The 25,035-nt window shown below is 70.2% G+C and carries 27 protein-coding genes and 1 pseudogene; 16 read left to right on the top strand and 12 right to left on the bottom strand.

Features of this window, described 5'->3' with window-relative positions; translation table 11 throughout:
- The first annotated feature begins 225 nt into the window (after nucleotides 1–225).
- Nucleotides 226–2,937 (top strand): PAS domain-containing protein, encoded by a 2,712-nt coding sequence (locus ACE3SG_RS20380; protein WP_374568028.1) that lies wholly within the window; start codon nucleotides 226–228, stop codon nucleotides 2,935–2,937.
- A gap of 624 nt (nucleotides 2,938–3,561) precedes the next feature.
- Here the strand turns inward: ACE3SG_RS20380 and ACE3SG_RS20375 are convergent.
- Nucleotides 3,562–4,464: a LysR family transcriptional regulator gene (locus ACE3SG_RS20375; RefSeq protein ID WP_374568027.1), complete on the bottom strand. Its 903-nt coding sequence runs from the start codon at nucleotides 4,462–4,464 to the stop codon at nucleotides 3,562–3,564.
- Nucleotides 4,465–4,532: 68 nt separating this feature from the next.
- Nucleotides 4,533–5,519, bottom strand: a complete 987-nt coding sequence (locus tag ACE3SG_RS20370; protein ID WP_374568026.1) for a hypothetical protein — start codon at nucleotides 5,517–5,519, stop codon at nucleotides 4,533–4,535.
- Nucleotides 5,520–5,829: 310 nt separating this feature from the next.
- Between ACE3SG_RS20370 and ACE3SG_RS20365 the strand changes: the two genes are divergently transcribed.
- Nucleotides 5,830–7,188, top strand: a complete 1,359-nt coding sequence (locus ACE3SG_RS20365) for an MFS transporter (RefSeq protein ID WP_374568126.1) — start codon at nucleotides 5,830–5,832, stop codon at nucleotides 7,186–7,188.
- A 9-nt stretch (nucleotides 7,189–7,197) separates the two neighbouring features.
- Here ACE3SG_RS20365 and ACE3SG_RS20360 read toward each other — a convergent pair whose 3' ends face one another.
- Nucleotides 7,198–8,076 carry a DUF5694 domain-containing protein gene (locus ACE3SG_RS20360; RefSeq protein ID WP_374568025.1) on the bottom strand — a complete coding sequence of 293 codons (879 nt, stop codon included), beginning with the start codon at nucleotides 8,074–8,076 and terminating at the stop codon, nucleotides 7,198–7,200.
- 185 nt (nucleotides 8,077–8,261) lie between these two features.
- On the opposite strand from ACE3SG_RS20360, the gene ACE3SG_RS20355 reads away from it, so the two are divergent.
- From ACE3SG_RS20355 to ACE3SG_RS20345, 3 genes are all read left to right on the top strand, one after another.
- A complete protein-coding gene (locus tag ACE3SG_RS20355) occupies nucleotides 8,262–9,557 on the top strand; it encodes a sialidase family protein (protein WP_374568023.1) in 1,296 nt (431 codons plus the stop codon).
- Between the two features lie 112 nt (nucleotides 9,558–9,669).
- Complete coding sequence (locus tag ACE3SG_RS20350) at nucleotides 9,670–10,080, top strand: DUF302 domain-containing protein (protein WP_374568022.1); 411 nt, start codon at nucleotides 9,670–9,672, stop codon at nucleotides 10,078–10,080.
- A gap of 131 nt (nucleotides 10,081–10,211) precedes the next feature.
- Nucleotides 10,212–11,222 carry an aspartyl protease family protein gene (locus ACE3SG_RS20345; protein WP_374568021.1) on the top strand — a complete coding sequence of 337 codons (1,011 nt, stop codon included), beginning with the start codon at nucleotides 10,212–10,214 and terminating at the stop codon, nucleotides 11,220–11,222.
- A gap of 16 nt (nucleotides 11,223–11,238) precedes the next feature.
- Here ACE3SG_RS20345 and ACE3SG_RS20340 read toward each other — a convergent pair whose 3' ends face one another.
- Entirely contained in the window at nucleotides 11,239–11,727 is a 489-nt protein-coding gene (locus ACE3SG_RS20340; protein ID WP_374568019.1) for a hypothetical protein, read from the bottom strand.
- Nucleotides 11,728–11,987: 260 nt separating this feature from the next.
- Here ACE3SG_RS20340 and ACE3SG_RS20335 point away from each other — a divergent pair, with 260 nt between their 5' ends.
- Nucleotides 11,988–13,037, top strand: a complete 1,050-nt coding sequence (locus ACE3SG_RS20335) for a sensor histidine kinase (protein WP_374568018.1) — start codon at nucleotides 11,988–11,990, stop codon at nucleotides 13,035–13,037.
- On the top strand, nucleotides 13,034–13,822 hold the full coding sequence (locus ACE3SG_RS20330) for a LytR/AlgR family response regulator transcription factor (RefSeq protein WP_374568017.1): 789 nt from the start codon (nucleotides 13,034–13,036) through the stop codon (nucleotides 13,820–13,822). The genes ACE3SG_RS20335 and ACE3SG_RS20330 overlap by 4 nt, the downstream gene beginning before the upstream one ends.
- Nucleotides 13,823–13,840: 18 nt before the next feature.
- Here the strand turns inward: ACE3SG_RS20330 and ACE3SG_RS20325 are convergent, their stop codons facing one another.
- From ACE3SG_RS20325 to ACE3SG_RS20315, 3 genes are read right to left on the bottom strand one after another with little or no spacing between them, the layout of a single operon-like run.
- Complete coding sequence (locus ACE3SG_RS20325; RefSeq protein WP_374568016.1) at nucleotides 13,841–14,221, bottom strand: helix-turn-helix domain-containing protein; 381 nt, start codon at nucleotides 14,219–14,221, stop codon at nucleotides 13,841–13,843.
- 8 nt (nucleotides 14,222–14,229) lie between these two features.
- A complete protein-coding gene (locus ACE3SG_RS20320; protein ID WP_374568015.1) occupies nucleotides 14,230–14,931 on the bottom strand; it encodes a response regulator in 702 nt (233 codons plus the stop codon).
- Nucleotides 14,932–14,934: 3 nt separating this feature from the next.
- Entirely contained in the window at nucleotides 14,935–15,132 is a 198-nt protein-coding gene (locus ACE3SG_RS20315; RefSeq protein WP_374568014.1) for a hypothetical protein, read from the bottom strand.
- A gap of 159 nt (nucleotides 15,133–15,291) precedes the next feature.
- Between ACE3SG_RS20315 and ACE3SG_RS20310 the strand changes: the two genes are divergently transcribed.
- The 6 genes from ACE3SG_RS20310 to ACE3SG_RS20285 all read left to right on the top strand — a co-directional run bounded on the left by ACE3SG_RS20310 (nucleotide 15,292) and on the right by ACE3SG_RS20285 (nucleotide 20,401).
- A complete protein-coding gene (locus ACE3SG_RS20310) occupies nucleotides 15,292–17,100 on the top strand; it encodes a sensor histidine kinase (protein ID WP_374568012.1) in 1,809 nt (602 codons plus the stop codon).
- A 172-nt stretch (nucleotides 17,101–17,272) separates the two neighbouring features.
- On the top strand, nucleotides 17,273–17,833 hold the full coding sequence (pal, locus tag ACE3SG_RS20305) for a peptidoglycan-associated lipoprotein Pal (protein ID WP_374568011.1): 561 nt from the start codon (nucleotides 17,273–17,275) through the stop codon (nucleotides 17,831–17,833).
- 61 nt (nucleotides 17,834–17,894) lie between these two features.
- Nucleotides 17,895–18,569: a DUF3106 domain-containing protein gene (locus ACE3SG_RS20300; RefSeq protein ID WP_374568010.1), complete on the top strand. Its 675-nt coding sequence runs from the start codon at nucleotides 17,895–17,897 to the stop codon at nucleotides 18,567–18,569.
- A 40-nt stretch (nucleotides 18,570–18,609) separates the two neighbouring features.
- Nucleotides 18,610–19,485 (top strand): class A beta-lactamase, encoded by an 876-nt coding sequence (bla, locus tag ACE3SG_RS20295; RefSeq protein WP_374568008.1) that lies wholly within the window; start codon nucleotides 18,610–18,612, stop codon nucleotides 19,483–19,485.
- Nucleotides 19,485–20,033 (top strand): hypothetical protein, encoded by a 549-nt coding sequence (locus tag ACE3SG_RS20290; RefSeq protein WP_374568007.1) that lies wholly within the window; start codon nucleotides 19,485–19,487, stop codon nucleotides 20,031–20,033. The genes bla and ACE3SG_RS20290 overlap by 1 nt, the downstream gene beginning before the upstream one ends.
- An 11-nt stretch (nucleotides 20,034–20,044) precedes the next feature.
- On the top strand, nucleotides 20,045–20,401 hold the full coding sequence (locus tag ACE3SG_RS20285) for a hypothetical protein (protein ID WP_374568006.1): 357 nt from the start codon (nucleotides 20,045–20,047) through the stop codon (nucleotides 20,399–20,401).
- 15 nt (nucleotides 20,402–20,416) lie between these two features.
- Here ACE3SG_RS20285 and ACE3SG_RS20280 read toward each other — a convergent pair whose 3' ends face one another.
- From ACE3SG_RS20280 to ACE3SG_RS20260, 5 genes and pseudogenes are all read right to left on the bottom strand, one after another.
- Nucleotides 20,417–20,896, bottom strand: a complete 480-nt coding sequence (locus tag ACE3SG_RS20280; protein WP_374568125.1) for a VOC family protein — start codon at nucleotides 20,894–20,896, stop codon at nucleotides 20,417–20,419.
- Between the two features lie 114 nt (nucleotides 20,897–21,010).
- Nucleotides 21,011–21,304 (bottom strand): annotated as a pseudogene (locus ACE3SG_RS20275) (GFA family protein); the annotation flags it as partial.
- Nucleotides 21,305–21,345: 41 nt separating this feature from the next.
- On the bottom strand, nucleotides 21,346–21,540 hold the full coding sequence (locus ACE3SG_RS20270; protein WP_374568005.1) for a hypothetical protein: 195 nt from the start codon (nucleotides 21,538–21,540) through the stop codon (nucleotides 21,346–21,348).
- Between the two features lie 218 nt (nucleotides 21,541–21,758).
- Nucleotides 21,759–22,973, bottom strand: coding sequence for a PAS domain-containing protein (locus tag ACE3SG_RS20265; RefSeq protein WP_374568004.1), 1,215 nt, complete (start codon nucleotides 22,971–22,973; stop codon nucleotides 21,759–21,761).
- A 279-nt stretch (nucleotides 22,974–23,252) separates the two neighbouring features.
- On the bottom strand, nucleotides 23,253–23,660 hold the full coding sequence (locus tag ACE3SG_RS20260) for a ribonucleotide reductase subunit alpha (RefSeq protein ID WP_374568003.1): 408 nt from the start codon (nucleotides 23,658–23,660) through the stop codon (nucleotides 23,253–23,255).
- 176 nt (nucleotides 23,661–23,836) lie between these two features.
- Here ACE3SG_RS20260 and ACE3SG_RS20255 point away from each other — a divergent pair, with 176 nt between their 5' ends.
- The 3 genes from ACE3SG_RS20255 (at nucleotide 23,837) to ACE3SG_RS20245 (ending at nucleotide 24,926) form a co-directional block, all read left to right on the top strand.
- Entirely contained in the window at nucleotides 23,837–24,178 is a 342-nt protein-coding gene (locus ACE3SG_RS20255; RefSeq protein ID WP_374568002.1) for a hypothetical protein, read from the top strand.
- A complete protein-coding gene (locus ACE3SG_RS20250) occupies nucleotides 24,100–24,588 on the top strand; it encodes a hypothetical protein (protein ID WP_374568001.1) in 489 nt (162 codons plus the stop codon). Before ACE3SG_RS20255 ends, ACE3SG_RS20250 begins: the two co-directional genes overlap by 79 nt.
- A gap of 86 nt (nucleotides 24,589–24,674) precedes the next feature.
- Nucleotides 24,675–24,926: a CopG family transcriptional regulator gene (locus ACE3SG_RS20245; RefSeq protein WP_374568000.1), complete on the top strand. Its 252-nt coding sequence runs from the start codon at nucleotides 24,675–24,677 to the stop codon at nucleotides 24,924–24,926.
- Nucleotides 24,927–25,035: the final 109 nt, after the last annotated feature.

The raw sequence follows: 25,035 nt of genomic DNA, 5'->3' as shown, positions 1-25,035 counted from the left end.
CGGCTATCGTCCGGAAAAGAAAGACGTTTACCCCCCACTTTGGGGGATCCGGCGGGCACGCTGCGTGAAGTGCGGCAAATGTCGCAGTTGGTGGCGGCGCCACGGGGGCGGGAAAGTGCGTACGAGCGGTTGCATCACGCCTTGCCACCTGCGCGGGCGATCGATCTAGACTGACATCGGACAAGGGAGCCCACGGCACGACCGACCACCTTGGGGCGCCGAGGAGTGAATGCACAGAGCCAGGCCCGCCGCCGGCAGCTGAGCGCAAAGCTGCGGGCCACTGCTGCCTTGCTGGTGCTGTCGTTGGCGGCACTGGTGGCCGGGGCCGTGCTGTTTGCCCGCCAGGCCGAAACGGTGCTCAACGAGACCGAGCGCCAGGCCGAGCTGAACCTGCGCCTGCGCCAGCTGCAAACGGCGCTGGTCACCTTTGCCTACGCCGAATCGAGCCAGCGCGGCTACCTGCTGACCAGCGACCCCCACGACCTGGCGCCCTACCGCGAGGCCGGCGTGCAGTTGCCGCCGCTGCTCAAAGAGCTGGATTCGCTCGACCAGACGCTGCCGGCACTGGCCGAGCCCGCGCGCACCATCCGCCGGCTTGCCGCCACCAAGTTGGCCGAGTTTGCCGACACGGTGCGGCTGTTCGAGGCCGGCCAGCGCGAGGCGGCGCTGGACATGGTGCGCAGCCCCGTGGTGCAGGCCACCACCGAGTCGCTGCAAGACGGGTTGCAGGCGACGATGCGTGCATTGCGCGCCGAGCGAGACGACGCCAGCGACCGCGTCCGGGCGGCCACCGCCGCGAGCCGCCGCCTGGCCACCTGGATCGTCGGCGCGCTGGTGGCCGCGGCCGTGCTGGCGGGCATCCAGATCATGACGCTGCTGGTGGCCCGCAACCGCTATGAAGACGAGCTGGCCGCCAGCGAACAGCGGCATCGCACGATCGTCGAAGAGCAGCAGGAGATGATCGCGCTGGCCTATGCCGACGGCACGCTCGGCTACGCCAACCCCGCCTTCGGCCGCGCGCTGGGCCTGGGCACCACCGACCTGACCGGCCGCAACCTCTACGACTTCATCGACCCGGCCGAGCGCGACGCGGTGCGCCATCAACTGTCGGCGGTGTCGCGCAGCGGGCTGACGATGTCGGGCGAGCACCGCATGCTGGTGCCCGGTGCGAAGCCGATCTGGGTGGCCTGGGTGCACCGCGCGCACGACATGCCCGGCGAGGCCCGGATGCTGCACCTGGTCGGGCGCGACGTGACCCAGCGCCGCGAGCTGGAGCAACGCCTCGAAGCGCGCGAGCAGTTCATCCGCAAGATCGCCGACAACGTGCCGGTGCGCATCGCCTATTTCGGGCCGGACCAGCGCTTCCAGTTCGTCAACCGGGCCCACGTGCTGCGCTTTGGCCTGTCGGAGGAGGCGATCCTGGGCCGCACTCGCGGCGAGCTGACACGGGGCCAGAGCGACGACGAAGTGGTCGAGGGCCGGTTGCAGCAGGCGCTGGCCGGGCAGGCGCAGCGCTTTGAATACGAAGACCATGTGAACGGCCGGCTGCGCTGCATCGAGAGCCAGCTGATCCCGGACATCGCGCCCGACGGCCAGGTGCGCGGCATCTTCACGATCGGCGTGGACATCACCGACCGCAAGGCCGTGGAGCGGGCGCTGCGCGACCTGACCGAGGTGTTCGACAACACGCCCGACTTCGTGGTGCAGGCCGACTGGCGCGGCCGTGTGCTCTACCTGAACCCGGCCGTGCGGCGCACGCTGGGCTTCGCGCCCGACGAACCTGTCGACGGGCACCACTTCAGCGAGTTCAACACGCCGCAGACCAACGACCGCTTCGACAACGAGATCATCCCGGCGGTCAAGCGCAACGGCGTGTGGGTCGGCGAGGCCACGGTGCTGGACGGCCAGCGCCGGGCCGTGCCGGTCAGCTACATGGTCATCGCGCATCGCGATGTGCGCGGCCGCGTGGCGCGCTACTCGGGGATCATGCGCGACGTGTCGGCCGACATGGCCGCCCGCCAGAGCCTGGCGCGGCAGACGGCGACGCTCAACGCGGTGATCGAGGCGATCCCGGCGATGGTGGGGGTGTGGGACGTGGACATGCGCTACCGCCTCGTCAACCGCGCCTTCGAGCGCTGGCGCAGCCGCGACCGCGGCGACGTGGTCGGCCATTCGATCGAGCAGGTGCTGGGCGCCGAAGAGTTCGAGCGCATCCGGCCGTGGGTGACCCGCGCGCTGGCCGGCGAAACAGTCACCTACGAGAGAGAGTTTCCCAGCGCCAGCGTCGGCCGGCATGTCAACGTGACCTACCTGCCGCTGCGGCTCGAAGACGGCACTGTCGACGGCTTCATCGGCGTGGCGCACGACATCACCCGCCACCGCGAAGAGCGCTCGCGCCTGCTGGCGCTGGCCGAGCGCGACCCCCTGACCGGGCTGCTCAACCGCGCCGGCTTCGACGGCTGCCTCTCGCGCCAGATCGAAGCCGGCGAGGGCGCCACCACCGGCGTGCTCTACATCGACCTCGACCGCTTCAAGCCGGTCAACGACACCCACGGCCACGCGATCGGCGACGAGGTGCTGGTGATGTTCGCCAGCCGGCTGCAGCACCTGGTGCGGCCGACCGATGCGGTGGCCCGCCTGGGTGGCGACGAGTTCGCCATCGTGCTGGCCGGCGTGACCGAGATGGCCCAGGTCGACGCGGTGGCGCGCAAGATCCGCGACGCTGCGGCCCGGCCGTTCAAGATCGGCGAGCTGCGCCTGTCCGTCGGCGCCAGCGTGGGCTCGGCGCTCGACGCGACCGGCGAGGGCGGCTTGAAGGGCCTGGTCGCGCGGGCCGACGCGATGAGCTACCTGGCCAAGGCGGCGGGGCGCCAGCATCGGCGCCGCGCCTACGAGCGCGGCAACGGCAACGGCGACGGCGCTGCCGACAGGGGCTGAGCGGCTGTTTCGCGCGCCTGTCCGCTACACTGCCGCGGTCGAAAAAGGCAGGGTCGGTTTTCGGTAAGCCCGACCCCTCTCCTCACACGCGGAGAGCTCTGCTCCACGCCCCGAACCGGGCGCGAGAACCCACGACGAACCTCAGGCGCCCTGGTCAGCACGATCGGCGCGCCGCAGGCTCGTCCGTGTGGCTCGCAGCTGCCTTTGTCGCATCGCATTGCCACCCAGCCGGGCCTGTTGTCGACCCACTGGAGAACTGCAATGCAACTGAACCATTGGGGCCTGTTCACACTACGCAAGCCCGTGCGAACGAGTCGTGCAGGGATGCAGGGCAAGGCGCCCGCCGCCGCCCAGGCTGGTGCCTGGGCAAGGTGGGCAACGACGCCATGCGCCCTGCACGGCCCGTTCCCGAAGGGTTGCCACCAGAACAGCCGACCGCGGCGTTGCAAAGCCTCGCCGGGGCTGAACCCGGACAGGAGCAGTCCTGAGGACTGGTCCTGCCTGGTGAAGGGACCGAGCGCCGCGAGGTCGCGGCCTGCAAGGCCGCACCCCGGCTTCGTTTTGCGCCTTGCGCTCGCCTTGTTCTGGTGGCAACGCATCGGGCTTGCGTAGTGTGAACAGGCCCTAGTCCGCGAGCTGGGCCAGGCACACCTCGCGCACCAGCCCGCGCAGCCAGCGGTGGGCGGGGTCGGCTTCTTGCCGCGGGTGCCAGAGCATCGAGACGGTGAACTCGGGCATCGCCACCGGCAGCGCAAAGCTGTGCATGCCGGCGCGCAGGTTGCCGGTGTGGCGCTCGGGTACGCTGGCGATCAGGTCAGAGGCGCGCGCGAGCGCCAGGGCGGTCGAAAACCCGCCGACGATGGCGACGATGCGGCGCTCGAGGCCGAGCGGCCTCAAGGCGTCGTCGATCGGCCCGTTGTCGAGCTCGCGCCGCGAGATGCCCAGGTGCCGGCCCGCGGCATAACGGGCCGGCGTGACGTCACCCTCGGCGAGTGGGTGGCCCGAGCGGACGACGCCGACGAACCGGTCGCGGAACAGCGCCTGCACCCGCACCTCGGGGCTCGTCGCCTGGCCCACGACGCCGGTCTCGAGATCGACCGTGCCCTCGCGCAGCGAGGTGCTGTCCTTGTTGGTCTTCGGCACGAAGCACAGCCGCACGCCGGGCGCCTGCTCGCCGACGCGGGCGATCAGGGCCGGCCCGAAGTTCTCGACGAAGCCTTCGCGCGTGCGCAGCGTGAACGTGCGCTCGAGCTGGTCGAGCTTCAGCGCCTGCGCCGGGCGCAGCACGGCTTCGGCGTCCTGCACCAGTTGGCCGACCCGCTCGCGCAGCTCGAGCGCGCGGGGCGTGGGCACCAGCTCGCGGCCGGCGCGCACCAGCAGCGGGTCGCCGGTGGTCTCGCGCAGGCGCGCCAGCGCGCGGCTCATCGCCGAGGGGCTGAGCCGCAGGCGCCGGGCAGCGCCGGCCACGCTGCCTTCGGCCAGCAGCACGTCCAGCGTGACCAGCAGGTTGAAATCGGGGGGCGACATGCGGTGTCCTGGGTTGGCGATGCGTGCCGCCCGGATTCTGACCTGGGCAGAGGCCCATGTGGCCGCGCTCAGGGGACCACGTTGGAGATGCGAAGAAAGCTGCTGTTGGCGATCTGCAGGAAGTCGCCGAGGCTGCTGCTGCGCACGGCGATGAAAAGCTTCTCGCCCGCCAGCAGCATCACCGGCCCCGAGCCGAGGTAGCACCATGCGTCCTGGCTGTTGCCGGCACTCGTGACGGCCGACTCGGCCAGCAGGTTCATGCTGCCGGCCGGGATGGCGACAGCCTGGGTGCCGAACCGGTTCTCCACGATCACGCGCGCGAGGCCCGGGGCCACGATGCGCGCGTAGATCAGCACGCCGATGTTCTGCGCGCCGAGGGCGGCATCCGTCAGGCTGGTATGGCTGACGCGGACGAAGTCGCCCACCGCAGGGGCGAAACTGCCGCTGGGCAACGGCACGTCGGCATAGGCCATCGCTCCCGGCGCGATGGTCCCGGGCTCCCATTGAACGCTGGTGCGCACCGCCTGCGGCACGCTCGCGCCGGGCGTGTCGTGCATCGCCAGCCGGTCGTATTGGGTCGAGTCGCCCACCGGGGTGACCTGGCCCTCGATGTAGGCCGGCGGCAGCACGCCCACCCTGGCGCGCAGGATCTGCAGCTTGCGCACGTCGACGTCGTAGCCGTCCTGCCCCGAGCCGCGCGCCTGCGCAGGCCAGTCCATGTTGGTGGTCAGCTCGTACAGGTCGTCCTTCAACACGGTGAGCACGCCGTCTCCCTGCAGCGCGAATTTCTCGCCGCCACTCTCGTCGAAGATGACCCTGGTGAGCGGGATCATGAACAGGCGCTTGGCGTCGGGGATGCGGATCACGCCGTAGCCCTCGATCCGGTCCGTCGCGGTGTACGAGAACTGGCCACGCTGGATGCCGCGCGTGCCGCCCGGCAGATAGTGCTCGGTCGAGCCCGCAGTGGTTACCGGCCGGCCCGGCCGTGCTTGCGCCAAGGGCGGCGCGGCCCAGGCTGCCGCGGCAGCCGTCAACAGGGTTCGACGGTCGGTCATTGCAGGCCCTCCTGATCGGTGTAGGTGCCCGTAAGTTGCGCCCTGAAGCCCGGTTGGGCATTGATCCGCCGCAAGCGCGGCTGGGGGACACCAGCGTCAGACGCACGGACAACCTGCACGCGACGCGCCTTCCGCCCGGCGGGCCGACTCACTACGCTTGTCACTGCTCCTTCTTGTCGGAGCGATCAAGGCGAAGGAGTCGAGATTGAAGCCAGTCATTGCAGCGCGCGAACCAGCGGCCGGGCCGGGTGCCGGCCAGGCGGGCAGGGCGCTTTCGGTTCGTTGGGTGATGGCGGGGCTGTCGCTGTCGATGCTGTTGTCGTCGCTGGGCATCAGCATCGCCAATGTGGCGCTGCCCACGCTGGCCCAGGCGTTCGGCGCCAGCTTCCAGCAGGTGCAGTGGATCGTGCTGGCCTACCTGCTGGCCATCACCACGCTGATCGTCAGCGTGGGGCGGCTGGGTGACCTGGTCGGCCGCCGGCGCTTGCTGCTGGCCGGGCTGGGCCTGTTCACGCTGGCCTCGGCCTTGTGCGGCGCGGCGCCGACATTGGGGCTGCTGCTCGCCGCGCGGGCGCTGCAGGGCCTGGGCGCCGCGGTGATGATGGCGTTGACGGTGGCCTTTGTGGGCGACACGGTGCCCAAGGCCCAGACCGGCAGCGCGATGGGCCTGCTGGGCACGATGTCGGCGATCGGCACGGCGCTCGGGCCCTCGCTGGGCGGTGTGTTGATCGCCGGGCCGGGCTGGCGCGCGATCTTTCTGGTCAACGTGCCGCTGGGGGTGGTGGCCTGGCTGCTCGCGCACCGCCATTTGCCGGTGGATCGCGGCGGGCCGAAGGCGGGCCGCGCCGGCTTCGACCTGCCGGGCACGCTGCTGCTGGCGCTGACGCTGGCCGCCTACGCGCTGGCGATGACGATCGGGCGCGGCCATGTCGGCATGGTCAACCTGGCGTTGCTGTCGGCGGCGGTCGTCGGCGCCGGGCTGTTCTGGCTGGTTGAAACGCGGGCCGCGTCGCCGCTGGTCCGCTGGGCGATGTTTCGCGACCCTGGCCTGAGCGCCGGCCTGGCGACGAGCGCGCTGGTTTCGACGGTGATGATGGCCACGCTGGTCGTCGGACCCTTCTACCTGTCGCGTGCACTCGGGCTCGATGCCGCGCGGGTCGGCCTGGTGCTGTCGGTCGGCCCGCTGGCCGCCGCGTTGACTGGCGTGCCGGCGGGGCGCCTGACAGACCGCTTTGGCGCCGGCCGTGTCGTGCTCGGCGGGCTGGCCGGCATCCTGGCCGGCTGCCTGGGCCTGGCGGCGATGCCGCCGGCGCTGGGCGTGGCCGGCTACATCGGCCCGATCGTGCTGGCCACCGTGGGCTACGCGCTGTTCCAGGCGGCCAACAACACCGCGGTGATGAACGGCATCGGCGCAGACCAGCGGGGCATGGTGTCGGGGCTGCTGAACCTGTCGCGCAACCTGGGCCTGGTCACCGGCGCATCGGTCATGGGCGCGGTGTTCGCATTCGCCGCCAAGGCCGCCGATGTGGCCACGGCACCGGCCGACGCGGTGGCGACAGGCCTGCACGCCACCTTCGTGGTGGCCGCGATGCTGGTGGCCGTGGCGCTGGCCGTGGCAACGCGTGCCCGCCTGGCGCCTGCCGTGCCGGCGCTGGGGCCGACCCACTGAGAGGCTCGGCTACGCCGGCAGGTGGTCGAGCGGATCGGCCAGCACCCACTGCTGCGAATCGGTGGCATAGCGGCGCAACAGCGGCACGTGCCCCGCGCCGACGATCACCAGGGCCCGCGGCTGGCCTGCCGCGGCCCGCCGGATGTTGTCGAACATGCGAAGGTTGCGCGTCATCCAGTGGCCCACGTAGTTGGCGCCGGCGGGCCAGGCGTCGTCACCCAGCTCGAGGTAGTCGAAGTAGCGCCGGTGCGATTCGGCCAGGCGAGCCGGGGTGTTGTGCAGCCGCAGTGCGGCGACCAGCCCACGGTCGTGCAGCACCCGGTCACCTTCGCTGGCCCAGGCCTGCAGTGCCTGGCGGCGGGCATCGAGCAGTTGCTGCGGTCGGCTGTTGCCGCGTTGCGCCTGGGCCGTGGCCCAGGCCTCGTAGTCGTAGTGCTTCAGCTCGCCGGGCGGCCGGCCGTTCCAGTTGATGCCGCGCAGCGGCGGCAGGCCCAACTGGCGGCGCAACCGGAACCCGAGCTGCTCGGTCTCATTGCGCCCCAACTCGGCGTGGCCGTCTCGCCAGGCCTGGTAACGCTGGTTCAGCGCGGCCTCATGGTCGGGGTCTTCTTCGGCCAGGACCAGCGTCGGTTGCCAGCGCCCCAGCGCCTCGACGATCGAGGCCAGCTCGCGCTGGCGCGCAGGTGCGAGCACATCGTCGTCGGCCTGCCGGGCCACGTCGAGACCAGGGTTGGCGAAGTGATGAACGCCCAGCAGCATCAGTTGGGGCCGGCCCGCGTCGGCTGCGCGGCCCTTCAGGCTGGCAGCGCAGGCCGCCGCCGCCATGCCGCCCAGCACGACGCGCCGGCCCAGAGAGACCGGGCTCGTCCGTGATCCATCCGTCTTCATGTGGCATTGAAAAGTCGAGTTAGGTGTATGCACCTTGCCAAAGCCGAAAGTCGAGAATTGACCGTGTTTACCCGCATCGGGTAATGCAGAATCGCGACGCCACTGGCGCAGCTGATAAACCGTCAAAGTCCGTCTAGATAACACGTTAGAAAGGCGGTATGGCATATCAAACTGGAGAACTGATGATGAAAGCGTCGATGAAGATTCGGCTGGCCGCCCTGGCGTTGGGTGTTGCGGGTGCCGCAGGGCCGGCGTGGGCCAAAGACACCCTGGTGTACCGGGAGGGCCGCGGCCGCACGCTGATGGCGGTCGATGCCCAGCGGCCCGACCACCTGGCCATCAGTGGCCATGTCAGCCATTGCAAAACGGGCCAGGCGGTTCATGTGTCGGCCGATGCGGCCAGCAACTGGGCGCTGCACTGCCTGCCGGAGGTGGGCGACTGGTACTGGATGGTTCAAACACCATCGGTCACGTTCGATGCCGCCGGGGGGCTGCTGGCGGCAGGCGCCGTCCTCGGCGACGCCGACACCAGCGCCCTGTTCGTGACACGTTCAGCGGACCAGGGAGCCACCTGGGACCCTTGGCGCTACGTGGCGAGTCCCTCGTCCACCCATGGCGGCCTGACCGACGCCTACGTCCACGTCGACGACCGCCCGAACAGCCCCTACCGAGGCACCACCTACGTGACCTACACGGCCTGGGAAGAAGAGGGCGCCCAGATTCGCGTTGCCGTGTCGCCAAACGGCGGCAGCAGTTGGCAGTCGCACAAGGCCATGCCGACGTTCGAAGGGCCGGTGAGCCCTGGCAGCCTGGCCATCGGCCACAACGGCCGGCTGAACCTCGTCTACGCGACCTGCAGCGATTGGGACTGCACGGCCTACCCTGCGTCGATCTACTTCGTGCAGTCGGACGATGGCGGTGCCAGCTGGAGCCTGCCCGTCGGCTTTCTAGAGGCCGGTCTGCCCGCTGGCCGCGGCTGGGGCAACCTGCCGGGCACCGACGTACGCCTGAAGTTCGAGCCTTCGTTGGCCGTCGACAACAGCCACGGGCCGCACCGTGGCGAGCTGTATGTCGCCGTGCCCACGTTCGCTGATGGCCGGCTGGTCGTCATGACCACCCGCTCGGAGGATGGCGGCCAACACTGGAGCGACCCGCAGCCGGTTGCCCCGGCGGCGGGAGACCAGTTCATGCCCAAGATCAGCGTCAATCGCCGGGGCGAGATGGCGGTCACCTGGCTCGATCGCCGCAACGATCCACAAGGGCTGCGCTACCAGCCGATGATCGCCTTTTCGGCCGATGGCGGCCGCAGCTTCCAGCCGCCCCAACTGCTGGACGATGACCTGACCGATCCGCGCCTGCAAACCTCAGACCTGGAGGCCAGCGCGACCCACGCCTGGGCAGGCTCGCGCGTGCAAGCGGCGTTTCTGGGCCAGGGCCAGAACCCGCGGCTGACCACGCGCGTCAACCACGCCAGGCCCTGAGGCCAGGGGCGCCCCGCTCGCTTGACCTGGCGCAAAGGCCGCTGCGCCGAAGGCCTGACAGTATGGCGGGCGGGTGATCGCCCCGCTTCACCCCCACCTCGAGAGGCCGATCATGTACGGATTCACCACCACGCTGACCGACGTTTCCTTCGATCAGGCGTTGACCAAGACCATCGACGCCCTGAAGGCCGAAGGCTTCGGCGTGCTGACCGAGATCGACGTGCAGCGCACGATGAAGGAAAAGCTGGGCGCCGCGATGCCGCCGTACCGCATCCTCGGGGCCTGCAACCCGACGCTGGCGCACCAGGCGTTGCAGGGCGAGCCGGACATCGGCCTGCTGCTGCCGTGCAACGTGATCGTGCGGCAAGAGCCCTCGGGCCACGTGGTGGTGGGCTTTCTCGACCCGCAGACCATGGTCGGCCTGGTTGGCAAGCCCGGCATCCAGCCGGTGGCAGACCAGGCCGAACAGTGCCTGCGCCGAGCCTGCGCCAGCCTGGGCGGCAGCGCGGCGCCGGGCGGGTGAGCGTGGGCGGCGCGGCAGGCGCGCGGGCGCGCTGACCGGCCGCGGCGTACGAGACCGAGGTCGGGCGACCCGGCTCGACGAAAATGCCGCCGGCGAGGGTCCATCACGGCCCCGAGAACGAGGGAGAGGCCATGATGGCGATGAAACAGGCGATCACCGCGGCGCTGGTGTTGCTGGCCACGGTGCCTGCCGAAGCCGCTTGCCGGTACGTCAAGTTCGGCTCGCTGCCGATCGACACCGCCGCGCGCTCGCCGCGCATCGACGGTTCGGTCAACGGGCGGCCGATCAAGGTGCTGGTCGACACGGGGGCCAGCATCACGTCGCTGACACGCGGCATTGCCGAGCGTGCCGAGCTGCCGCTGTCGCACAGCTTCCGCGGGGCCTTCGGCATCGGCGGCGAGTCGGAGGAATACCACGCCAGCGTGCGTGAGCTGGTGATGGGGCCGGCGCGGTGGAACAACGTCCGCATGTCGGTGGTCTGGGATGGCGCCGCGGACGTCGACGCCATTCTGGGCGCCAACTTCCTGCTGCAAAACGACATCGAGTTGCTGCTGAAGGACAAGGTCATCAACTTCTTTCGGCCCGAAGACTGCAAGAACACCTTCCTCGGCTACTGGGACCCGGACGCGATCGTGCTGCCGCTGGTGGAAAAAGGCCCGAAGGACCTGCGGGCCGAAGTGATGATCGAGGTGAATGGCCAGCCGGTGCGCACCTTGATCGACTCGGGCGCGCATGCCAGCCTCATCGACGAGAAAGTGGCCGCCAAGCTGGGCGTTCGCAAGCCCACGGACGGCAGCGCCGTCGAAGGCGCCGCGGCCGGTGTCGGCACGCGCCAGGTGGCGACCTGGATCGGCCGTTTCGACAGCGTGGCGATCGGCCCCGAGGTGATCCAGCATGCACGGCTGACCGTGATGGACATGTGGGGCGCGGCGCGCCAGGACCTGCGCTACTCGGGCTCGGGCGCACTGGACGACGCGCCGCAGATGGTGCTGGGGGCCGACTTCCTCGCCAGCCACCGGGTGCTGTTTGCCATGAGCCAGCGCAAGCTCTACCTGAGCCACCTCGGCGGGCCGGTGTTTGCCAAGCCCGCTGCGGCTGAGCCCGCCGTGCCACCTGCATCGGCGCCCGCATCGGCGCCTTGAACCTGGCCAGCCGCGCTCAGCGCCAGCGGTTGCCCGGCTGGCGCACCCAGGTGTCGACCACGTAGCGCCAGGGCACGGCCAGCGGGATCACGACGACGAACAGGCACTGGGTCACCACCGCCGCGGTGGCGTCGTCCATGTGCCCGCTGCGCCACGCGGGCAGCGCCACGTCGAGCAGCCAGATCAGTTTCCACAGCAGCTCCCACAACAGCACCGGCAGCATCGCCAGCGGGTAGCGCAGGCCCAGCAGGCAGAAGACCGAGAACGCGGCGAGCATGCAGGCCACCACGCCTTCCATCAGTTCCCAGGGCCGGCTGGGGCTGATCACGCCCGGCCACACCACCGCACCCAGGCCGATGACGATCACCAGGTACAGCGCCCGCAGCAGGTACAGGCGAAACAGCGACACGCTGGCGGCCCCGCCGTGGGGGTTGTCGCTGGCGGGGGCCTGGCCAGCATGGCCAAGGTGGTGGGGGTGATGGGAGTAGGGCGATGACATCGGCATGGTGCTCGTCTCGGTGAATTGAAGAGGTGTTCGACGGGCCGCACTGTGCCGACCACCCGCCGCGCCGTGGCGCACCGTGCGACGAACCGCGCTGGCGGCGATCCGGGCGCGGCCGGCTGGGACGAACCGCGGCGCACCCGTTGGTGTTTTGCCGATGCTTTGTCGGCGCCTCGTCGGCGCCTGGCGTGCCTGGTCTGCCCGCGCCGTGCGCCGTCTCACGCCGGCTGCGGCGGGCCGGCGGCGCCCGCAGAATCCGGCGCATGAACCGAGTCCTGTCGCCGTTCGTTCGTCTGCTGCAGCCGCGCCGCCTGGGCGTGGTGCTGGTCGCCGCGTCGCTGGTGTTTGCCTTCCTGGCGCTCAACTGGCATTCCGATCTTCAAAGCCTGGCCGTCCGGGTGTTCGGGCCGGCGCTGGCGGCGTTGGGGCTGTTCACGCTGTTCGAACACTGGCCGCGTCGCCTGCCACGCCCGCTGGCCCGCTGGCCGCTGCAGGTGGCCGCGGCGACGCTGGTGGTGCCGGCGGTCGAACTGGCGCTCTACCTGTCGACCATCACACCCGGCCAGCCGCCGTTCTGGGACGTGCCCGAGCGCATGAACGGCTTTCTGCTGCTGTGCGTGATGGGCATGCTGGTCTCGTCGTGGGTGGCGATGGGCGCGCTGGTGCGCCAGCGCGATGCGCTGGTGGTGCAGGGCGAGCGCACCCGCGGCGAGCTGCAGCGCCAGGCGCTCGATGCCAGGCTGCGGCTGCTGCAGGCGCAGGTCGAGCCGCACTTCCTGTTCAACACCTTGGCCAATGTGCAGGCCCTGGTCGATGCCGGCTCGCCGCAGGCGTCGCCGGTGCTGGCCAGCCTGGTGGCCTACCTGCGCGCCGCGGTGCCGCGGCTGGCCGAGCCGCAGAGCCGGCTGGGCCAGGAGCTCGAGATGGTCAACGCCTACCTGGCGCTGATGCAGCTGAGGCTGCCCGATCGGCTGCAGTTCAGCGTACAGGTGGACGCCGGGCTCGAGACGCTTCGCTGCCCGCCGTTGATGCTGCTGACGCTGGTGGAGAATGCCGTGCGCCATGGCATCGACCCCAGCCTGGACGGCGGCCGCATCGACGTGCGCGTGCAACGCCTGCCCAACGGCCGCTGCCTGGCCCAGGTGCGCGACACCGGCCTCGGGCTGCAGCCGACCAGCCAGGGCCTGGGCACCGGGCTGTCCACGCTGCGCGAACGCCTGCAACTCGCGTTCGGCGACCAGGCCGAGCTGCGGCTGAGCGAGCTGCAACCGCACGGGGTGCAGGCCGACGTCGAATTCCCCGCCCAGACATGACCCCACCCACCGCCCTGATTGCCGACGACGAGCCCCTGCTGCGCGAGGTGCTGCGCGCGCTGCTGGCCACCCAATGGCCCGAGCTGCAGATCGTTGCCCAGGCGCGCAATGGGCTGGAGGCGGCCGAGCAGTTCGAGGCCTTTCGGCCCACCGTCTGCTTCCTCGACATCCACATGCCCGGCATGTCGGGCATCGAGGTGGCGCAGCGCGTGGCGGGCCGCGCGCATGTCGTGTTCATCACCGCGTTCGACCAGTACGCGTTGAAAGCCTTCGAGCACGGCGTGTTCGACTACCTGGTCAAGCCGGTGCAGGCCGATCGGCTGGCCGCCACGCTCGCACGGTTGCGCGAGCGCCTGCGCCTGGAGCAACCGGCGGTCGCCACCGACGCGCTGCTGCAGCAACTGGCCGACAAGCTCAAGGCGCCGGCCGGTGCCGCACCCAGCGGCCACCTGCGCTGGATACGCGCGGCGGTCGGGTCGTCGGTGCGGCTGATCCCGGTCGAAGACATCGAGTATTTGAAGTCTGACGAGAAATACACGCTGGTCGCCTGGCGCGGCGATGGTGGCCAGCTGGGCGAGGCGCTCATCCGCACCTCGCTGAAGACGCTGGTCGACCAGCTGGACCCGGCCCGCTTTCAACAGGTGCACCGCTCGGTGGTGGTCAACCTCGCCGCCGTCAGCCATGTGACGCCGGGCGACAACGAAAAGGCCGACCTGCACTTCAAGCACCGGCCCGAGGTGCTGCCGGTGAGCCGCACCTACCTGCACCTGTTCAAGGCCGAGTGAACGCCACCCGGGCCGGCGTCACATGTCGCGCTTGAGCTTGAGCGATTCGGGGTACCGCCGCGCGTCTTTGTGCGTGGCGTCGTGGATCAGCTGGGTGACCCCGATCAGGTTCGCTCGATAGGCCTCGGCCAGGCGATCCATCGGCCGGCACAAGGCGGGCTTCGGCGCGTATCGGTAGCTGTGGCCGTCTCGTGCCAGCAGACCACCGTCACACAGCGCCTGCAACAGCCGCTGGGCCGTGGCCGGCGCCAGGTACAGCGCCTGGGCGACCTCTTGCGCGCTGCGAGAGGCGGGCTGACCCCCGTGAAAGAACAGCGCCGCTTCGAGGTACGGCACCGACGGGATGTGGATCAGGATGAAGCGCTCGACGTCGTCGGGCAGGGCGGATGCTTTGGCCACGATGAGGGTTATTTGCGGTGCGCAGCGGCCCTCAGGGCCAGCTCAACCCGGCTGCCGGCATGCAGCTTGTCCATGATGCGGCTGACGTAGTTCTTCACGGTGCCTTCGGCGAGGAACACGGTCGCGGCGATCTGCTTGTTGCTCTTGCCTTGCGAGATCAGTTCGAGGATGCGCAGCTCCTTGTCGTTCAGCGGCTCTTCGGGCGGCGGGGCGTGCGCGGGGGCCGTCGGCGCGCGCCCGGCCTCGTCGGAGGGCACGCCCGCCGAGAACACCCGAAACTGTTCCATCACCTTGCGGGCGATCGCCGGCGACAAGCGCGAATCGCCGCGATGCACCGACCAGATGGTTTCCAGCACTTCGGCTTCCGAGGCGTCTTTGAGCAGATAGGCGTGCGCGCCGGCCCGGATGGCCTCGAAGACGAGCTCGTCGTCGTCGTAGGTGGTGAGCACCACGATGTGCGTTGCCGGCAAGCGCGAGGTGATCTCGCGCGTGGCCACCACGCCGCTGGCGCGCGGCATCTGAAGGTCCATGACGACCACATCGGGGCGGGTGGCGAGGGCCATGTCGATCGCCTCCAGCCCGTCGGCGGCTTGCCCCACCACGTCGATGTCGGCCTCCGATGCGAGCATCATCGCCATGCCGCGCCGGATCAGCGGCTGGTCGTCGACGATGAGCAGGCGCAAGGCCTGCCGTGCCGTGTCAGTGCCCACGGTTCAGCGCCCGCCAGGGTGGTCCGCGGGGTCGGCCTGCGCGTCGGCCGACGGCGGGCTCAGCCGCACCTGGATCTCGCCAAACAGCGGCGATGGCAGGCGCGCCGCGAGAAAGCGCAGCATGCTGCTCACGGCCTGCGAGGCCTGCTCGGGCGACAGGCAAGCCGAGCGGCTCACGGATTGAACCAGCTCGTTGATCATGGGGCCCTGCCTCAGCACGGGGTGGTGCAGCGACGGCCGCGGCGCGGTGGGTGCATGGGGCGAGCTTAGCCCACGCCCGCAAGGCCGCAGCAGTGACGACAGGCACCCCATGGTCACGACCTGCAGCGGCTGCTGCCCCGACGCCCATAAACTGGTTTGATGAGGGATTTCCTGCGGCCATTCAACCCGCGCTGGCACATCGCCGCGGCGATCGGCTGGGCCGTCTTCCTGGTGGTGACCCTGGCCGCGCTGCTGGCCGCCAACCTCGCCGCCTCGCAGGCCGACAGCCGTGCCCGCGAAGACGCCACCAGCCTGCTGGTCGAGTTCGCCACCCAGGTGCGCGACGCGCTGTCGATGAACGTGAAGGCCCGGCGCTCGGTGCTGCAGGCCACAGCGGCCCAGGTCGCGGCTGCCGATGCCCTTCACGCCGAGGCGATGCTGCGTACCTTCGAGACGGTGCAGGCGCAGTTTCCCGAGTTCGTCTGGCTCGGCGTGGCAGACGGCGATGGCGTGGTGGTCGTCGCAACGCAGGGCCGGCAGGTGGGCGACAACGTGTCGGCGTCGCCCTGGTTTCAGCAGGGGCGCCAGCAACCCTTCGTCGGCGACCTGCGCATGCCGCCGGGTGCTGCCGAGGCTGCCTCGTCGGCAGCAGGCGCTGCGCCGTTGGGCCTGATCGACATGGCCGTGCCGGTGCGGCCTGCCGGCCGGCGCGAGCCGCACGTCATCGGGGCCTCGGTCACCTGGGCCTGGGTGGAGCAGGAGCTGGCCAAGATGCAGGAGGCCCTGAGCAAACGCCACGAGGTGCAGCTGCTGCTGGTGGGGCGCGACGGCGTGATCCTGGCCGGGCCGGACGCCTGGCGAGGCCGCAACGCCAATGAACACGACCTGACCGAAGGCGGGGCCTACGTGATCGGCGCGCGCACCCAGCTGCGCCTGGCCGACGGCATGGGCTTGGGCTGGACGGCGATCGTTCGCCAGGACGCCGATTTCGTGCTCGCCCCGGTGCGCAGCACCCGTCGGACGGTCTTCATGACGGTGTTTCTGGCGGGCCTGCTGTCCGCCGTGGCGGCGGCCGCGGTGACGCGCGTGCTGACCAGCCGACTGACGCTGCTGGCCGAAGGCGCCGAAGCCGTTCGCAGCGGCGCCCACCGCACGCTGACGCCACCGGCCGGCAACGACGAGGTCAGCCGCATCGGCGCCACGCTGGCCGAGGTCGTCGAGCACCTGCAGGCCGAAAAGCAGGCGCTGCAGGCGCTCAATGTCGAGCTGGACCGGCGCGTGGCCGAGCGCACCGTTCGCATCGAGCGCATGGCCGACGAGGCCCGGCACGCCGCCGTCACGCGCGAGCGGCTCAGGATCGCCCGCGACATGCACGACACGCTGGCGCATTCGTTGATGGCGCTGTTGACCCAGATCCGCCTGGTGAGAAAACTCCACCCGCGCATGACGGCAGACGAGGTCGACGCAGAGCTGGGCCGCGCCGAAGAGGCGGCCTCGGGCGGCCTGGTGGAAGCGCGCGCCGCCATCTTGCGCATGCGCGACAACGGCCTGCGCGACACCGGGCTCGGCCCCGCGCTGCAAGACCTGGCCAAGCGCTTTGGCGAGCGCACGGGGATCACGGTCTCGATCGACGCAGACCCGGCCCCCGCCGGCTGGGCCGACGACCGTGCCGAGACCGTGTTTCGGATCCTCGAAGAGGCGCTGCGCAACATCGAGCGTCACGCCCAGGCCCGCTCGGTAGGCATCACCTTGCGGCGCGGCACCTTTGCCGACGACGCCACCGCCGCCGTGGCCGGAACGCTGATCTCGATCAGCGACGATGGCGTCGGGTTCGATCCGGCCGCCCCCCGGCCGGGCCACTACGGCCTGCTCGGCATGCATGAACAGGCCTTGTTGATCGATGCACGGCTGCGCATCCACAGCGCGCCGGGCGAGGGCACCCGCATCGAGCTCTTGTTCCCGGGTTGAGGCAGGCGCCGTCGCCGGCGGGCCGATTCGCAACAAACAGTGACGAAGGTCCCGAGATGCGATGACCAGCCGCACTGGCATGGGCGGGCCCTCGGCGGCTAGATTGCCGAATGCCGATCGATCGGTTGCCGAGGGCGCCGTCGATCTGTCTGACCCACCTGGCGAAACCAAGATGTACCTGAAACCGAGCCTGGCCCGTCTGAACCATCGTGTGCTGCTGCCGCTGGCACTGGCCGCCTTGCTGGGAGCCTGCAGCAGCACGCCCGAGGCACCGAAGCCCCCAGCCCCCGAAGCCACGGCCAAGCCTGCCGCCGCGGCGCCAAAGCCGGCGGCTGCCACCGCGCCCGCGGCGGCCGCATCGGTGCTGCCGGCGCACCTGGACCCCAAGAGCGCCATCTCCACGCAGCGCAGCGTCTATTTCGATTTCGACGAATCGCTCGTCAAGCCCGAATTCGTGCGCCTGCTCGAACTGCATGGCAAGTACCTGATGTCGAACCCGGCGTTGGCGATTCGGATCGAGGGCAATACCGACGAGCGCGGCAGCCCCGAATACAACCTGGCCCTGGGCCAGAAGCGGGCCGAGGCCGTGCGGAACGCCCTCACGCTCTACGGGGCCAAGGACAACCAGATGGAGGCCGTCAGCTGGGGCGAGGAAAAACCCCGCGCCCCCGGGCACGACGAAGCGCAGTGGAGCCAGAACCGCCGCGCCGACCTTCAATACCCGACGAAATAGGCCCCACCGGCGGCACGGCAGCGACACGCCCGGCGTGGCCAGCACAGCGTTGCACGTCATCATGACTGACCCAGCTGAAACAACCCTCACGTCGAAGACGGGGCGGCGTCCCTGGTACCTGGTTTGCTTGTTGCTCGCGGCGTCTGCGGCGATCTCGGTGTTGCTGCTGCGCGTGGCGATGACTGAAATGCCCACCCATGCGCTGACGCAGGCACCGCCGCGCGCCGAGGCCCCACCCGACATCGACGGCGGGCCGAGCTGGGCGGCGATGAGCGCGACGCGCAAAGAAGTGTTGCGCCCCTTGAAGACGATCTGGCCCACGATGAGCGAGGCGCAGCATCGCAAGTGGCAGCTGATTGCAGACCGCATCCACGGCAAGTCACCCCAGGCCAGGCAACGCCTGCACGACCGCATGGTGGCGTGGGCCCGGATGACACCATCCGAGCGCGCCGCCGCACGGCTGGCTTTTCTGCGGGCCAAGAGCCACGCCGGCAAGCCCAGGCCCGAGCCACCGTCGCCTGACGGGCACGCGGCGCCCGAGCATCTGGCCAAGGGGCTGGAGAACCAGCCTTCGTTGCCGCCGGCGATGGTCCACGTCGCCCCGGGGGCCACGACCGTGCTGCTGACCCACACGTTTCACGTCATCGAGCCCGACGACAACACCGTGACGAACGCTGTGCCAAAGGCCACAGAGAACCACCCGCCGGATGCGACCGAAGAGCCGATGCCGTCTTGACCAGGAAGGCCAGCGCGGCACGCACACCGGCGCGCCAGGGGTGACACGGCGCCGGTTCGGCGGCCTGCTGGCCCTGGCCGCGGCGGGCGTGGCCCGCGCGGCGCCGCCGGACCCGTTCGTCCGCCAGCTGACCGAGATCGAAAAGGCGCTGCGAGCACGGCTGGGCGTCTGGGTGCTGGACACCCAGACCCGCCGCAGTTGGGGCCACCGCGCCGACGAGTCGTTTCCGATGTGCGGCATCTTCTCGTTCGTCGCCTGCGCGGCGCTGCTCGCCCGTGCCGACGCGGGCAAGGTCGACCTGGGCCGGCGCGTGCGCATCACCGCCCGTGACCTGCTGCCCGACTCGCCGGTGTTTCACTCGGCTGGCGACGCCCAGAACCCGACGCTGGCGGATCTGTGCGGTGCGGCGCTCACCCACAACGACCTGACGGCCGGCAACCTGGTCTTGAAGAGGGTCGGCGGGCCGGACGGGCTGACCGCCTTCATGAACGAGCAGGGCGACGCGGCCTCGCGGCTGGACCATGGGCCACCAGCCCTCAACGACGCGACCCCCGGCGATCTGCACGACACCACCACGCCCGCCGCAATGGGCGCGCATGTCAGGGCCTTGCTGCTCGGCAGCACGCTGTCGCACCCGTCGCGCCGGCTACTGACCGCCTGGCTGCTGGCCAACAAGAGCGGTGGCGCCAGGTTGCGCGCAGGCTTGCCCCACGGGTGGGACATCGGTGACAAGACGGCCACGGGCCGCCACGGGACGACGAACAACGTGGCCATCGTCTGGCCGCCGAGCCACAAGCCGCTGATCGTGAGTGTCTTCATCACCGACACGGCGGCGTCCGTCGAACAACGCAACGCAGCGGTGGCGCAGATCGGTGGTCTGCTCGAGCCACTGGTCCGGCGGCAGGGGGATCGCTGATGTGGGCCTGGCTGAAGCGCCTGATCGACCCAGATGCGCCGGCACCGGCGCTGACCCGGCAGCAGTTCGAGCGGCGGGTGCTGCGGCAGCTGGCGCGGGGGCGCGACCGGGCCGGTGCGCTGCTGCTGGTCAAGGTCGACGGCCTGGTCGACCCGGCTCGGCTGCACGCCGGCAGCACGCGCGAGCCGGCCGTGCGCCATGTTCACGATCTGGTCGCGGCGCTGGCGCCTGGCTGCCTGGTGGCGACGGCCGCGCCCGACGCGCTGCTGGTCTTCGTCCACGACCTGACCCGCGGCATCGACCTGGCCGAAGTCATCCGGATCGCGGTGCAGCAGGCCGTCGACCCCGCGTGCATCGATGACATCGAGTTCGACTCGGCGTGGAGCTGCACCCAGCCCCCCGGGCCGCCGCTGCTGACGGTCACCGTGAGCGCCTGCAAGGTTGCGCCACGGCACGACCTGGGCGATGCCATCCAGCAGGCCGAAGACACCATGGCGCGGGCCCGGCAAGCCGGCGGCAACCGCGTGCTGTGGAACGCCGTGGTGTGACAGTGGGCACGATGTCGGACGACGTTCAAGACAGCCTTGGCGGCCATCTGATGCTGGCCATTGCCGGCGCGGACGACGCCAGCCTGAAGCGAGGCACCGCGGCGGCACGCGCGGCCCTGCGCGCGCACGGCGTGTCGCCGGCAGAAGCCGAGCACGGCCGATGGCGACGAGACCTGTGCGAGGCTTTGGGCCTGGCGTCGGACCCGACGATCCTCAGCTGGCGAGATGCGCAGGCTGCGCTGGCGTGGGACGACGCTGTTCGCGCCGCGGCCATCGCCGCATGCCCGCCACGGGCCAAGGCGCCGAGCAACGACGTGAAGCTGAGTTGGGTTCAGGCGCCGCGCACCGACGGCTTGCCACCCATGTGAACACCCGAGCTGGCCTCAGCCGCGCCGGGCCGCCTCGATGGCGGCGATGTCGATCTTGGTCATCTGCATCATCGCTTCGAAGGCGCGCTTGGCCGCGGCGCGGTCGGGGTCGGCGATGGCGGCGGTCAGGGCGCGCGGCGTGATCTGCCACGACAGGCCCCACTTGTCCTTGCACCAGCCGCAGGCGCTGGCCTGGCCGCCGTTGCCGATGATGGCGTTCCACAGGCGGTCAGTTTCGGCCTGGTCGTCGGTGGCCACCTGGAACGAGAAGGCCTCGTTGTGCTTGAACTGCGGGCCACCGTTCAGCCCCAGGCACGGGATGCCGATGACGCTGAACTCGACCGTCAGCACGTCGCCCTGATGGCCCGAAGGGTAGTCGCCGGGCGCGCGAAAGACCGTGCCCACCGCGCTGTCGGGAAACGTCTTGGCGTAGAACTGCGCGGCCTCCAGGGCGGTGCCGTCGTACCAGAGGCAGATGGTGTTCTTGCTGACCACGTTGGTTCTCCCCAGGGTTTCCTCGAGGCGGCCGGTGGCTTCGCGATTGTGCTCGTATCGTTTCGCGAGCGGAAACGGCGGCAACCAGGCCTCGCGGCGCACGGTCCACAGCTCGTAGGTCGGCTTCAGTTGGTCGGGCGCATCGAGCGATCCCAGGTGCACTTCGATTTCGTCTGCACTGCGCGAAAAGACCGGCGAGCCGCAGCGCGGGCAGAAGAAGCGCCCGGCGTAGTCGCGCGTTTCGCCCTCGATCGCCACCGCGTCTAGTGGGAACACCGCCGACGCGTGGAACAAGGCGCCATGGTGCTTGCGGCAGTCGAGGCAATGGCAGATGCCGACCCGGTAGGGGCGGCCCGTTGCCACGACCCGGACGCTGCCGCACAGGCAGCCCCCAGTGAATCGGTCCATGCGTGGTGTCTCTCGGCGGGGCCGCGGCGCCGCCCGGGCGCTCAGCGGGCCGGTGGCGGCTGGAAGTACTTGGCCTCCAGCCGGCGGGCGCTGGTCAGGCCCAGGGCCAGTTGCAGCCGGTCCCACCCATTCAGGGGTTGGACCCGGCCATCGGGCAGCGCCAGCACGCGGCCGAGAATGGGCTCCTCCTCGATCGTGGATTCACGGTACCCACGCACCAACGTTGCGTCGTACATCGCCAGGCTCCTTGTTTGCTCGCTCGCCGACCCGGGGGAGCCGACGACGCAAGACAGAGTGTTTGTTGCCACGCCACTTCGATGGGCGCCGATGATCTCTTCAAAGGCGCCAGCGGGCAAGTGGCGGCATACCCGATTGAGCAAACCAGGGGGCTGTGCGGCGGTGCAGGCTCAGACCGCGCGGCGCGGCCCGTTGTGCCGGCCAGCGACCGTGATGGCTAGTGGGGCAGGCGTGGCTGCGAAGGCGCGGTCGGCTGCTCGCCGTGGCCGGGCTCGGCGCCGCGCGCCGCCAGGCTTCGCAGGTTGATGACGACCGTGGACCGGCTGAACGTCTCGTCCAGCGCCGGTGCCGGTTGGGTGCGGGCTTCCATCCACAGGTAGCTGCCGTCGATGCAGCGCACGCGCACACGCTGGTCGCCCAGCATCGACCCACGGGCACTGCGGCTGCCGATGTGGGCGCTGCCGGCGTCGTCAGCGTCGAACAGGTCGAGCACCGGGCGGCCGACCTGTTCATGGGGCTGCCAGCCCAGCACCGCCAGGATCGACGGCGAGGCGTAGGTGATCTCGCCCTCAGCCACTGCCAGCGTGACATCGCGTGACGATTCGGCCAGCAACCGGTAGAGCGCCTGGTGGTGGCGGGCGCTGGCCTCAGCCTGGCGCAGCGCCTGCTCTTGCCGCTTCAGGTTGGTGATGTCCACGTGCACGAAGCAGCCGCGCCCGGCGCCGGCCACGCCGCGCTGCTCGATGATGCGCACCCAACGGCTGCCGGGCAATGCCAGCTCGTAGGGCGCGCCACTGAAGCGCTGGTTGTCTTTCAGCAGGTCCAGGCTCTTGCGGTAGTCGGGGCCCGGCACCTGGCCCGCCCAGGCGCGGCGGTAGATCTGCTCGAACGACTGGCCGGTGATGTCGGCCGCGCTCTCGATGCGGTACAGCGACAGAAAAGCCGGGTTGGCCGCGACGATGTGGTCGCTGGCATCGACCAGCAGCACACCGTCGGCGAGGGATTCGATCGGCAGCGCGCCCAGCGGGGCGGTGGTATCTGGCTTGCCCGTTGCCGCGCCGGGGCTGGTGGCGGACAGCCGGCGCCAGACGCGGATGCGGCCGAACGCCCCCATCTCGACCGACGACACGCGCACCCGCGCGCCGCGGTGGTCGAACTCGTAGGGGCGGCATTGCGAGCGGTGCCGAGCAATGCCTTCGTCGATGTAGCGCTGCAGCAGCGGCAGCTCGGCAGCGTCCAGGCGCTGCATGTAGAAGCGGCGCAGGTTGTCGGCATAAGGCTCGCCGACGTGGACCTGGCCCCGGTGCTCGGGAAAGAAGTCGAGGAAGGTGCTGTTCCAGGCCAGCGCCCGGTCGAGCCGGTCGAAGGCGCAGAAGGCAATCTCCACGCCGTCCAGGGCGGCCGCCACGGCGCGCAAAACCAGGTTCTTCATGTCAGCCCGTCTCCAGGGTATGCCGCGCGCAGCGCGGGGCAGGTCGATGGTGCCGCCACCCGACAGGTTGACGGCCCAACATGTCATCGGGCTGACGCGGCGTGGGCCGTGCCACCGGGGCGTGCACCCGTTCACGCTTTGGCGCGGCGCGAATACTCGCGCGGCCCCGGGTGACGCGGTTGCCTGCGTCGTCGACACCAACGCGCGGTGTCATGAGCGGCGTATTCGCAGCCAAGACCTGCAGGCTTGCAAAGTGGCCAACGCAACGCCTGGCGCGCGCTATTCGAAGGCCAGCGTGCGGCCCAGGCTGTCGTAGGCGGCGAGGTGGCCCACGCTGCCGTTTCGCACCGCGGCCACCATCGATTCAAGGGCGGTGTCGATCGCGGCATCGGACGCCGGCTGGCCGCCGCCGCCGTCGAGCGCGGCCACGAACACCACGTCCCACGGCGGGCCGGCCACGCGCGATTCGGCCACCAGGGCGGCGAAATCCGTCAGGTCCTCGGGCGCCTTGTCGACGCACATCAGCGGCGTCAAGGTGCCGCCCGCGCCGGCGATGTGGCGGGCGCGCTGCTCGGGGTTGGCGTCGTCAGGCAGGCCGGCGGTGGTGAAGACGAACAGCAGGCGCTGCGGTTGCGTCATGCCGCGGGCGGCCCGCAGCAACTGCTGGAAATGATGGGGCTCGTTCATGAGGGTCAGCTTGAACGAGCCTCGTCCGGACGGGCTTGCGCTTTGTCAAGCGCGCCGCGGCCGGCGGCCCAGGGCGGCCGACAGTGCACAATCATGTCACTTGCATTAACATACGAGTATCATCTGAACCCAATGCACGGCGCCGCTTGGCGCGGTGCCAGCAGTCGCATCCAGCCATGCCCGAGAGCCTCGATTCCGCCGACCACGTCAGGCCGTTCGTCTACGAGAGCCTGACCTCCAAAGCGCTGCATTTCTCGATCAGCGCGATCCAGAGCCGCATGAAGCTGCGCGACCCCGACGCGCTGGACCTGGAATACACGCAGACGATGATGGGTTTTCTGCTGTTTCACCCGAAGCCGCGGCAGATCGTGATGATCGGTTTGGGCGGGGCTCGCTGGCCAAGTTCTGCTACCGCTACCTGCCGCAAACCTCGATCGAGGTGGCCGAGATCAACCCGCACGTCATCGCGCTGCGCGACGAGTTCCACGTGCCGCCCGACGATGACCGATTTCGCGTGATACGCACCGATGGCGCCCAGTTCGTGCGCCACCGGGTGACCCGGCCCGACGTGTTGATGGTCGACGCGTACGACACCGACGGCCAGCCGCCGCGCCTGTGCTCACAGCGCTTCTACGACGACTGCCACGAGATGCTGCAGCCCGACGGGATCCTGGTGGTGAACCTGCACTATGGCCATCGCCAGCGCGACGCGTTCGTCGAGCGCATCCGGCGCAGCTTCGATGGTGCGGTGCTGCTGGTGGACGACGGCGAGCTGAGCAACAGCATCGTCTTTGCCTGCAAGGGCCACGCGTTGAAGCAGATCAGCGCCGGCGCGGCATCGGCACCGCTCGACCCCGCCGCCAGCGCGCAGTTGGCAAGCGCCTTCGCGTTGATCCGCGGCGCGATGAAATCTTCACGGCCAGACTGAAGCGCTCACACGGCGCAATCGTCGGCCACGGCTGCTCAGTTAGCATCGGCCGCCCACATCACCTGACTCTGCACACCGAGGGATCCATGGAGCTCAAGACCGCGCGGTTGACGCTGCTGATCGATCCGAACAAGAAGGCAGCCTTCGAGCGCCTGTGTTCGCAGCTCGACCTCACGCCGTCGCAGGTGGTGCGGCAGCTGATCCGCGACTACTTGGCGCAGCACGGCGCCAGCTACACGCCCAGCGGGCTGGATGGCGAAGAGGCCCCACCGGCGTCGCCCCAGCGCGGCGCCGCCGCCAAGCCCGGCAAGCCGGCCAGGGCCGCCCGAGCACGCTGAGCATCGCCGCGGCGGGCCCGGCGCGGGCGATCAGGGCGCGCGGCGCAGGCCGACCAGCCGCGCGCGGTTGGCCAGCACCTTGCCGTCGGGGTGGGTGCGGTTCCAGTAG

Source organism: Ideonella sp. (assembly GCF_041914305.1).
GTDB lineage: Bacteria > Pseudomonadota > Gammaproteobacteria > Burkholderiales > Burkholderiaceae_C > Ideonella.
This window is presented reverse-complemented; position numbering and strand designations above follow the sequence as displayed.

Bases quoted from the DNA above. Each gene is read 5' to 3' on its own strand.
- ACE3SG_RS20375 (WP_374568027.1), bottom strand. From the start codon at position 4,464: ATGTCGCCCCCCGATTTCAACCTGCTGGTCACGCTGGACGTGCTGCTG.
- ACE3SG_RS20370 (WP_374568026.1), bottom strand. From the start codon at position 5,519: ATGACCGACCGTCGAACCCTGTTGACGGCTGCCGCGGCAGCCTGGGCC.
- ACE3SG_RS20365 (WP_374568126.1), top strand. From the start codon at position 5,830: ATGCTGTTGTCGTCGCTGGGCATCAGCATCGCCAATGTGGCGCTGCCC.
- ACE3SG_RS20360 (WP_374568025.1), bottom strand. From the start codon at position 8,076: ATGAAGACGGATGGATCACGGACGAGCCCGGTCTCTCTGGGCCGGCGC.
- ACE3SG_RS20355 (WP_374568023.1), top strand. From the start codon at position 8,262: ATGAAAGCGTCGATGAAGATTCGGCTGGCCGCCCTGGCGTTGGGTGTT.
- ACE3SG_RS20350 (WP_374568022.1), top strand. From the start codon at position 9,670: ATGTACGGATTCACCACCACGCTGACCGACGTTTCCTTCGATCAGGCG.
- ACE3SG_RS20345 (WP_374568021.1), top strand. From the start codon at position 10,212: ATGATGGCGATGAAACAGGCGATCACCGCGGCGCTGGTGTTGCTGGCC.
- ACE3SG_RS20340 (WP_374568019.1), bottom strand. From the start codon at position 11,727: ATGCCGATGTCATCGCCCTACTCCCATCACCCCCACCACCTTGGCCAT.
- ACE3SG_RS20335 (WP_374568018.1), top strand. From the start codon at position 11,988: ATGAACCGAGTCCTGTCGCCGTTCGTTCGTCTGCTGCAGCCGCGCCGC.
- ACE3SG_RS20330 (WP_374568017.1), top strand. From the start codon at position 13,034: ATGACCCCACCCACCGCCCTGATTGCCGACGACGAGCCCCTGCTGCGC.
- ACE3SG_RS20315 (WP_374568014.1), bottom strand. From the start codon at position 15,132: ATGATCAACGAGCTGGTTCAATCCGTGAGCCGCTCGGCTTGCCTGTCG.
- ACE3SG_RS20310 (WP_374568012.1), top strand. From the start codon at position 15,292: ATGAGGGATTTCCTGCGGCCATTCAACCCGCGCTGGCACATCGCCGCG.
- pal (WP_374568011.1), top strand. From the start codon at position 17,273: ATGTACCTGAAACCGAGCCTGGCCCGTCTGAACCATCGTGTGCTGCTG.
- ACE3SG_RS20300 (WP_374568010.1), top strand. From the start codon at position 17,895: ATGACTGACCCAGCTGAAACAACCCTCACGTCGAAGACGGGGCGGCGT.
- ACE3SG_RS20290 (WP_374568007.1), top strand. From the start codon at position 19,485: ATGTGGGCCTGGCTGAAGCGCCTGATCGACCCAGATGCGCCGGCACCG.
- ACE3SG_RS20285 (WP_374568006.1), top strand. From the start codon at position 20,045: ATGTCGGACGACGTTCAAGACAGCCTTGGCGGCCATCTGATGCTGGCC.
- ACE3SG_RS20270 (WP_374568005.1), bottom strand. From the start codon at position 21,540: ATGTACGACGCAACGTTGGTGCGTGGGTACCGTGAATCCACGATCGAG.
- ACE3SG_RS20265 (WP_374568004.1), bottom strand. From the start codon at position 22,973: ATGAAGAACCTGGTTTTGCGCGCCGTGGCGGCCGCCCTGGACGGCGTG.
- ACE3SG_RS20260 (WP_374568003.1), bottom strand. From the start codon at position 23,660: ATGAACGAGCCCCATCATTTCCAGCAGTTGCTGCGGGCCGCCCGCGGC.
- ACE3SG_RS20255 (WP_374568002.1), top strand. From the start codon at position 23,837: ATGCCCGAGAGCCTCGATTCCGCCGACCACGTCAGGCCGTTCGTCTAC.
- ACE3SG_RS20245 (WP_374568000.1), top strand. From the start codon at position 24,675: ATGGAGCTCAAGACCGCGCGGTTGACGCTGCTGATCGATCCGAACAAG.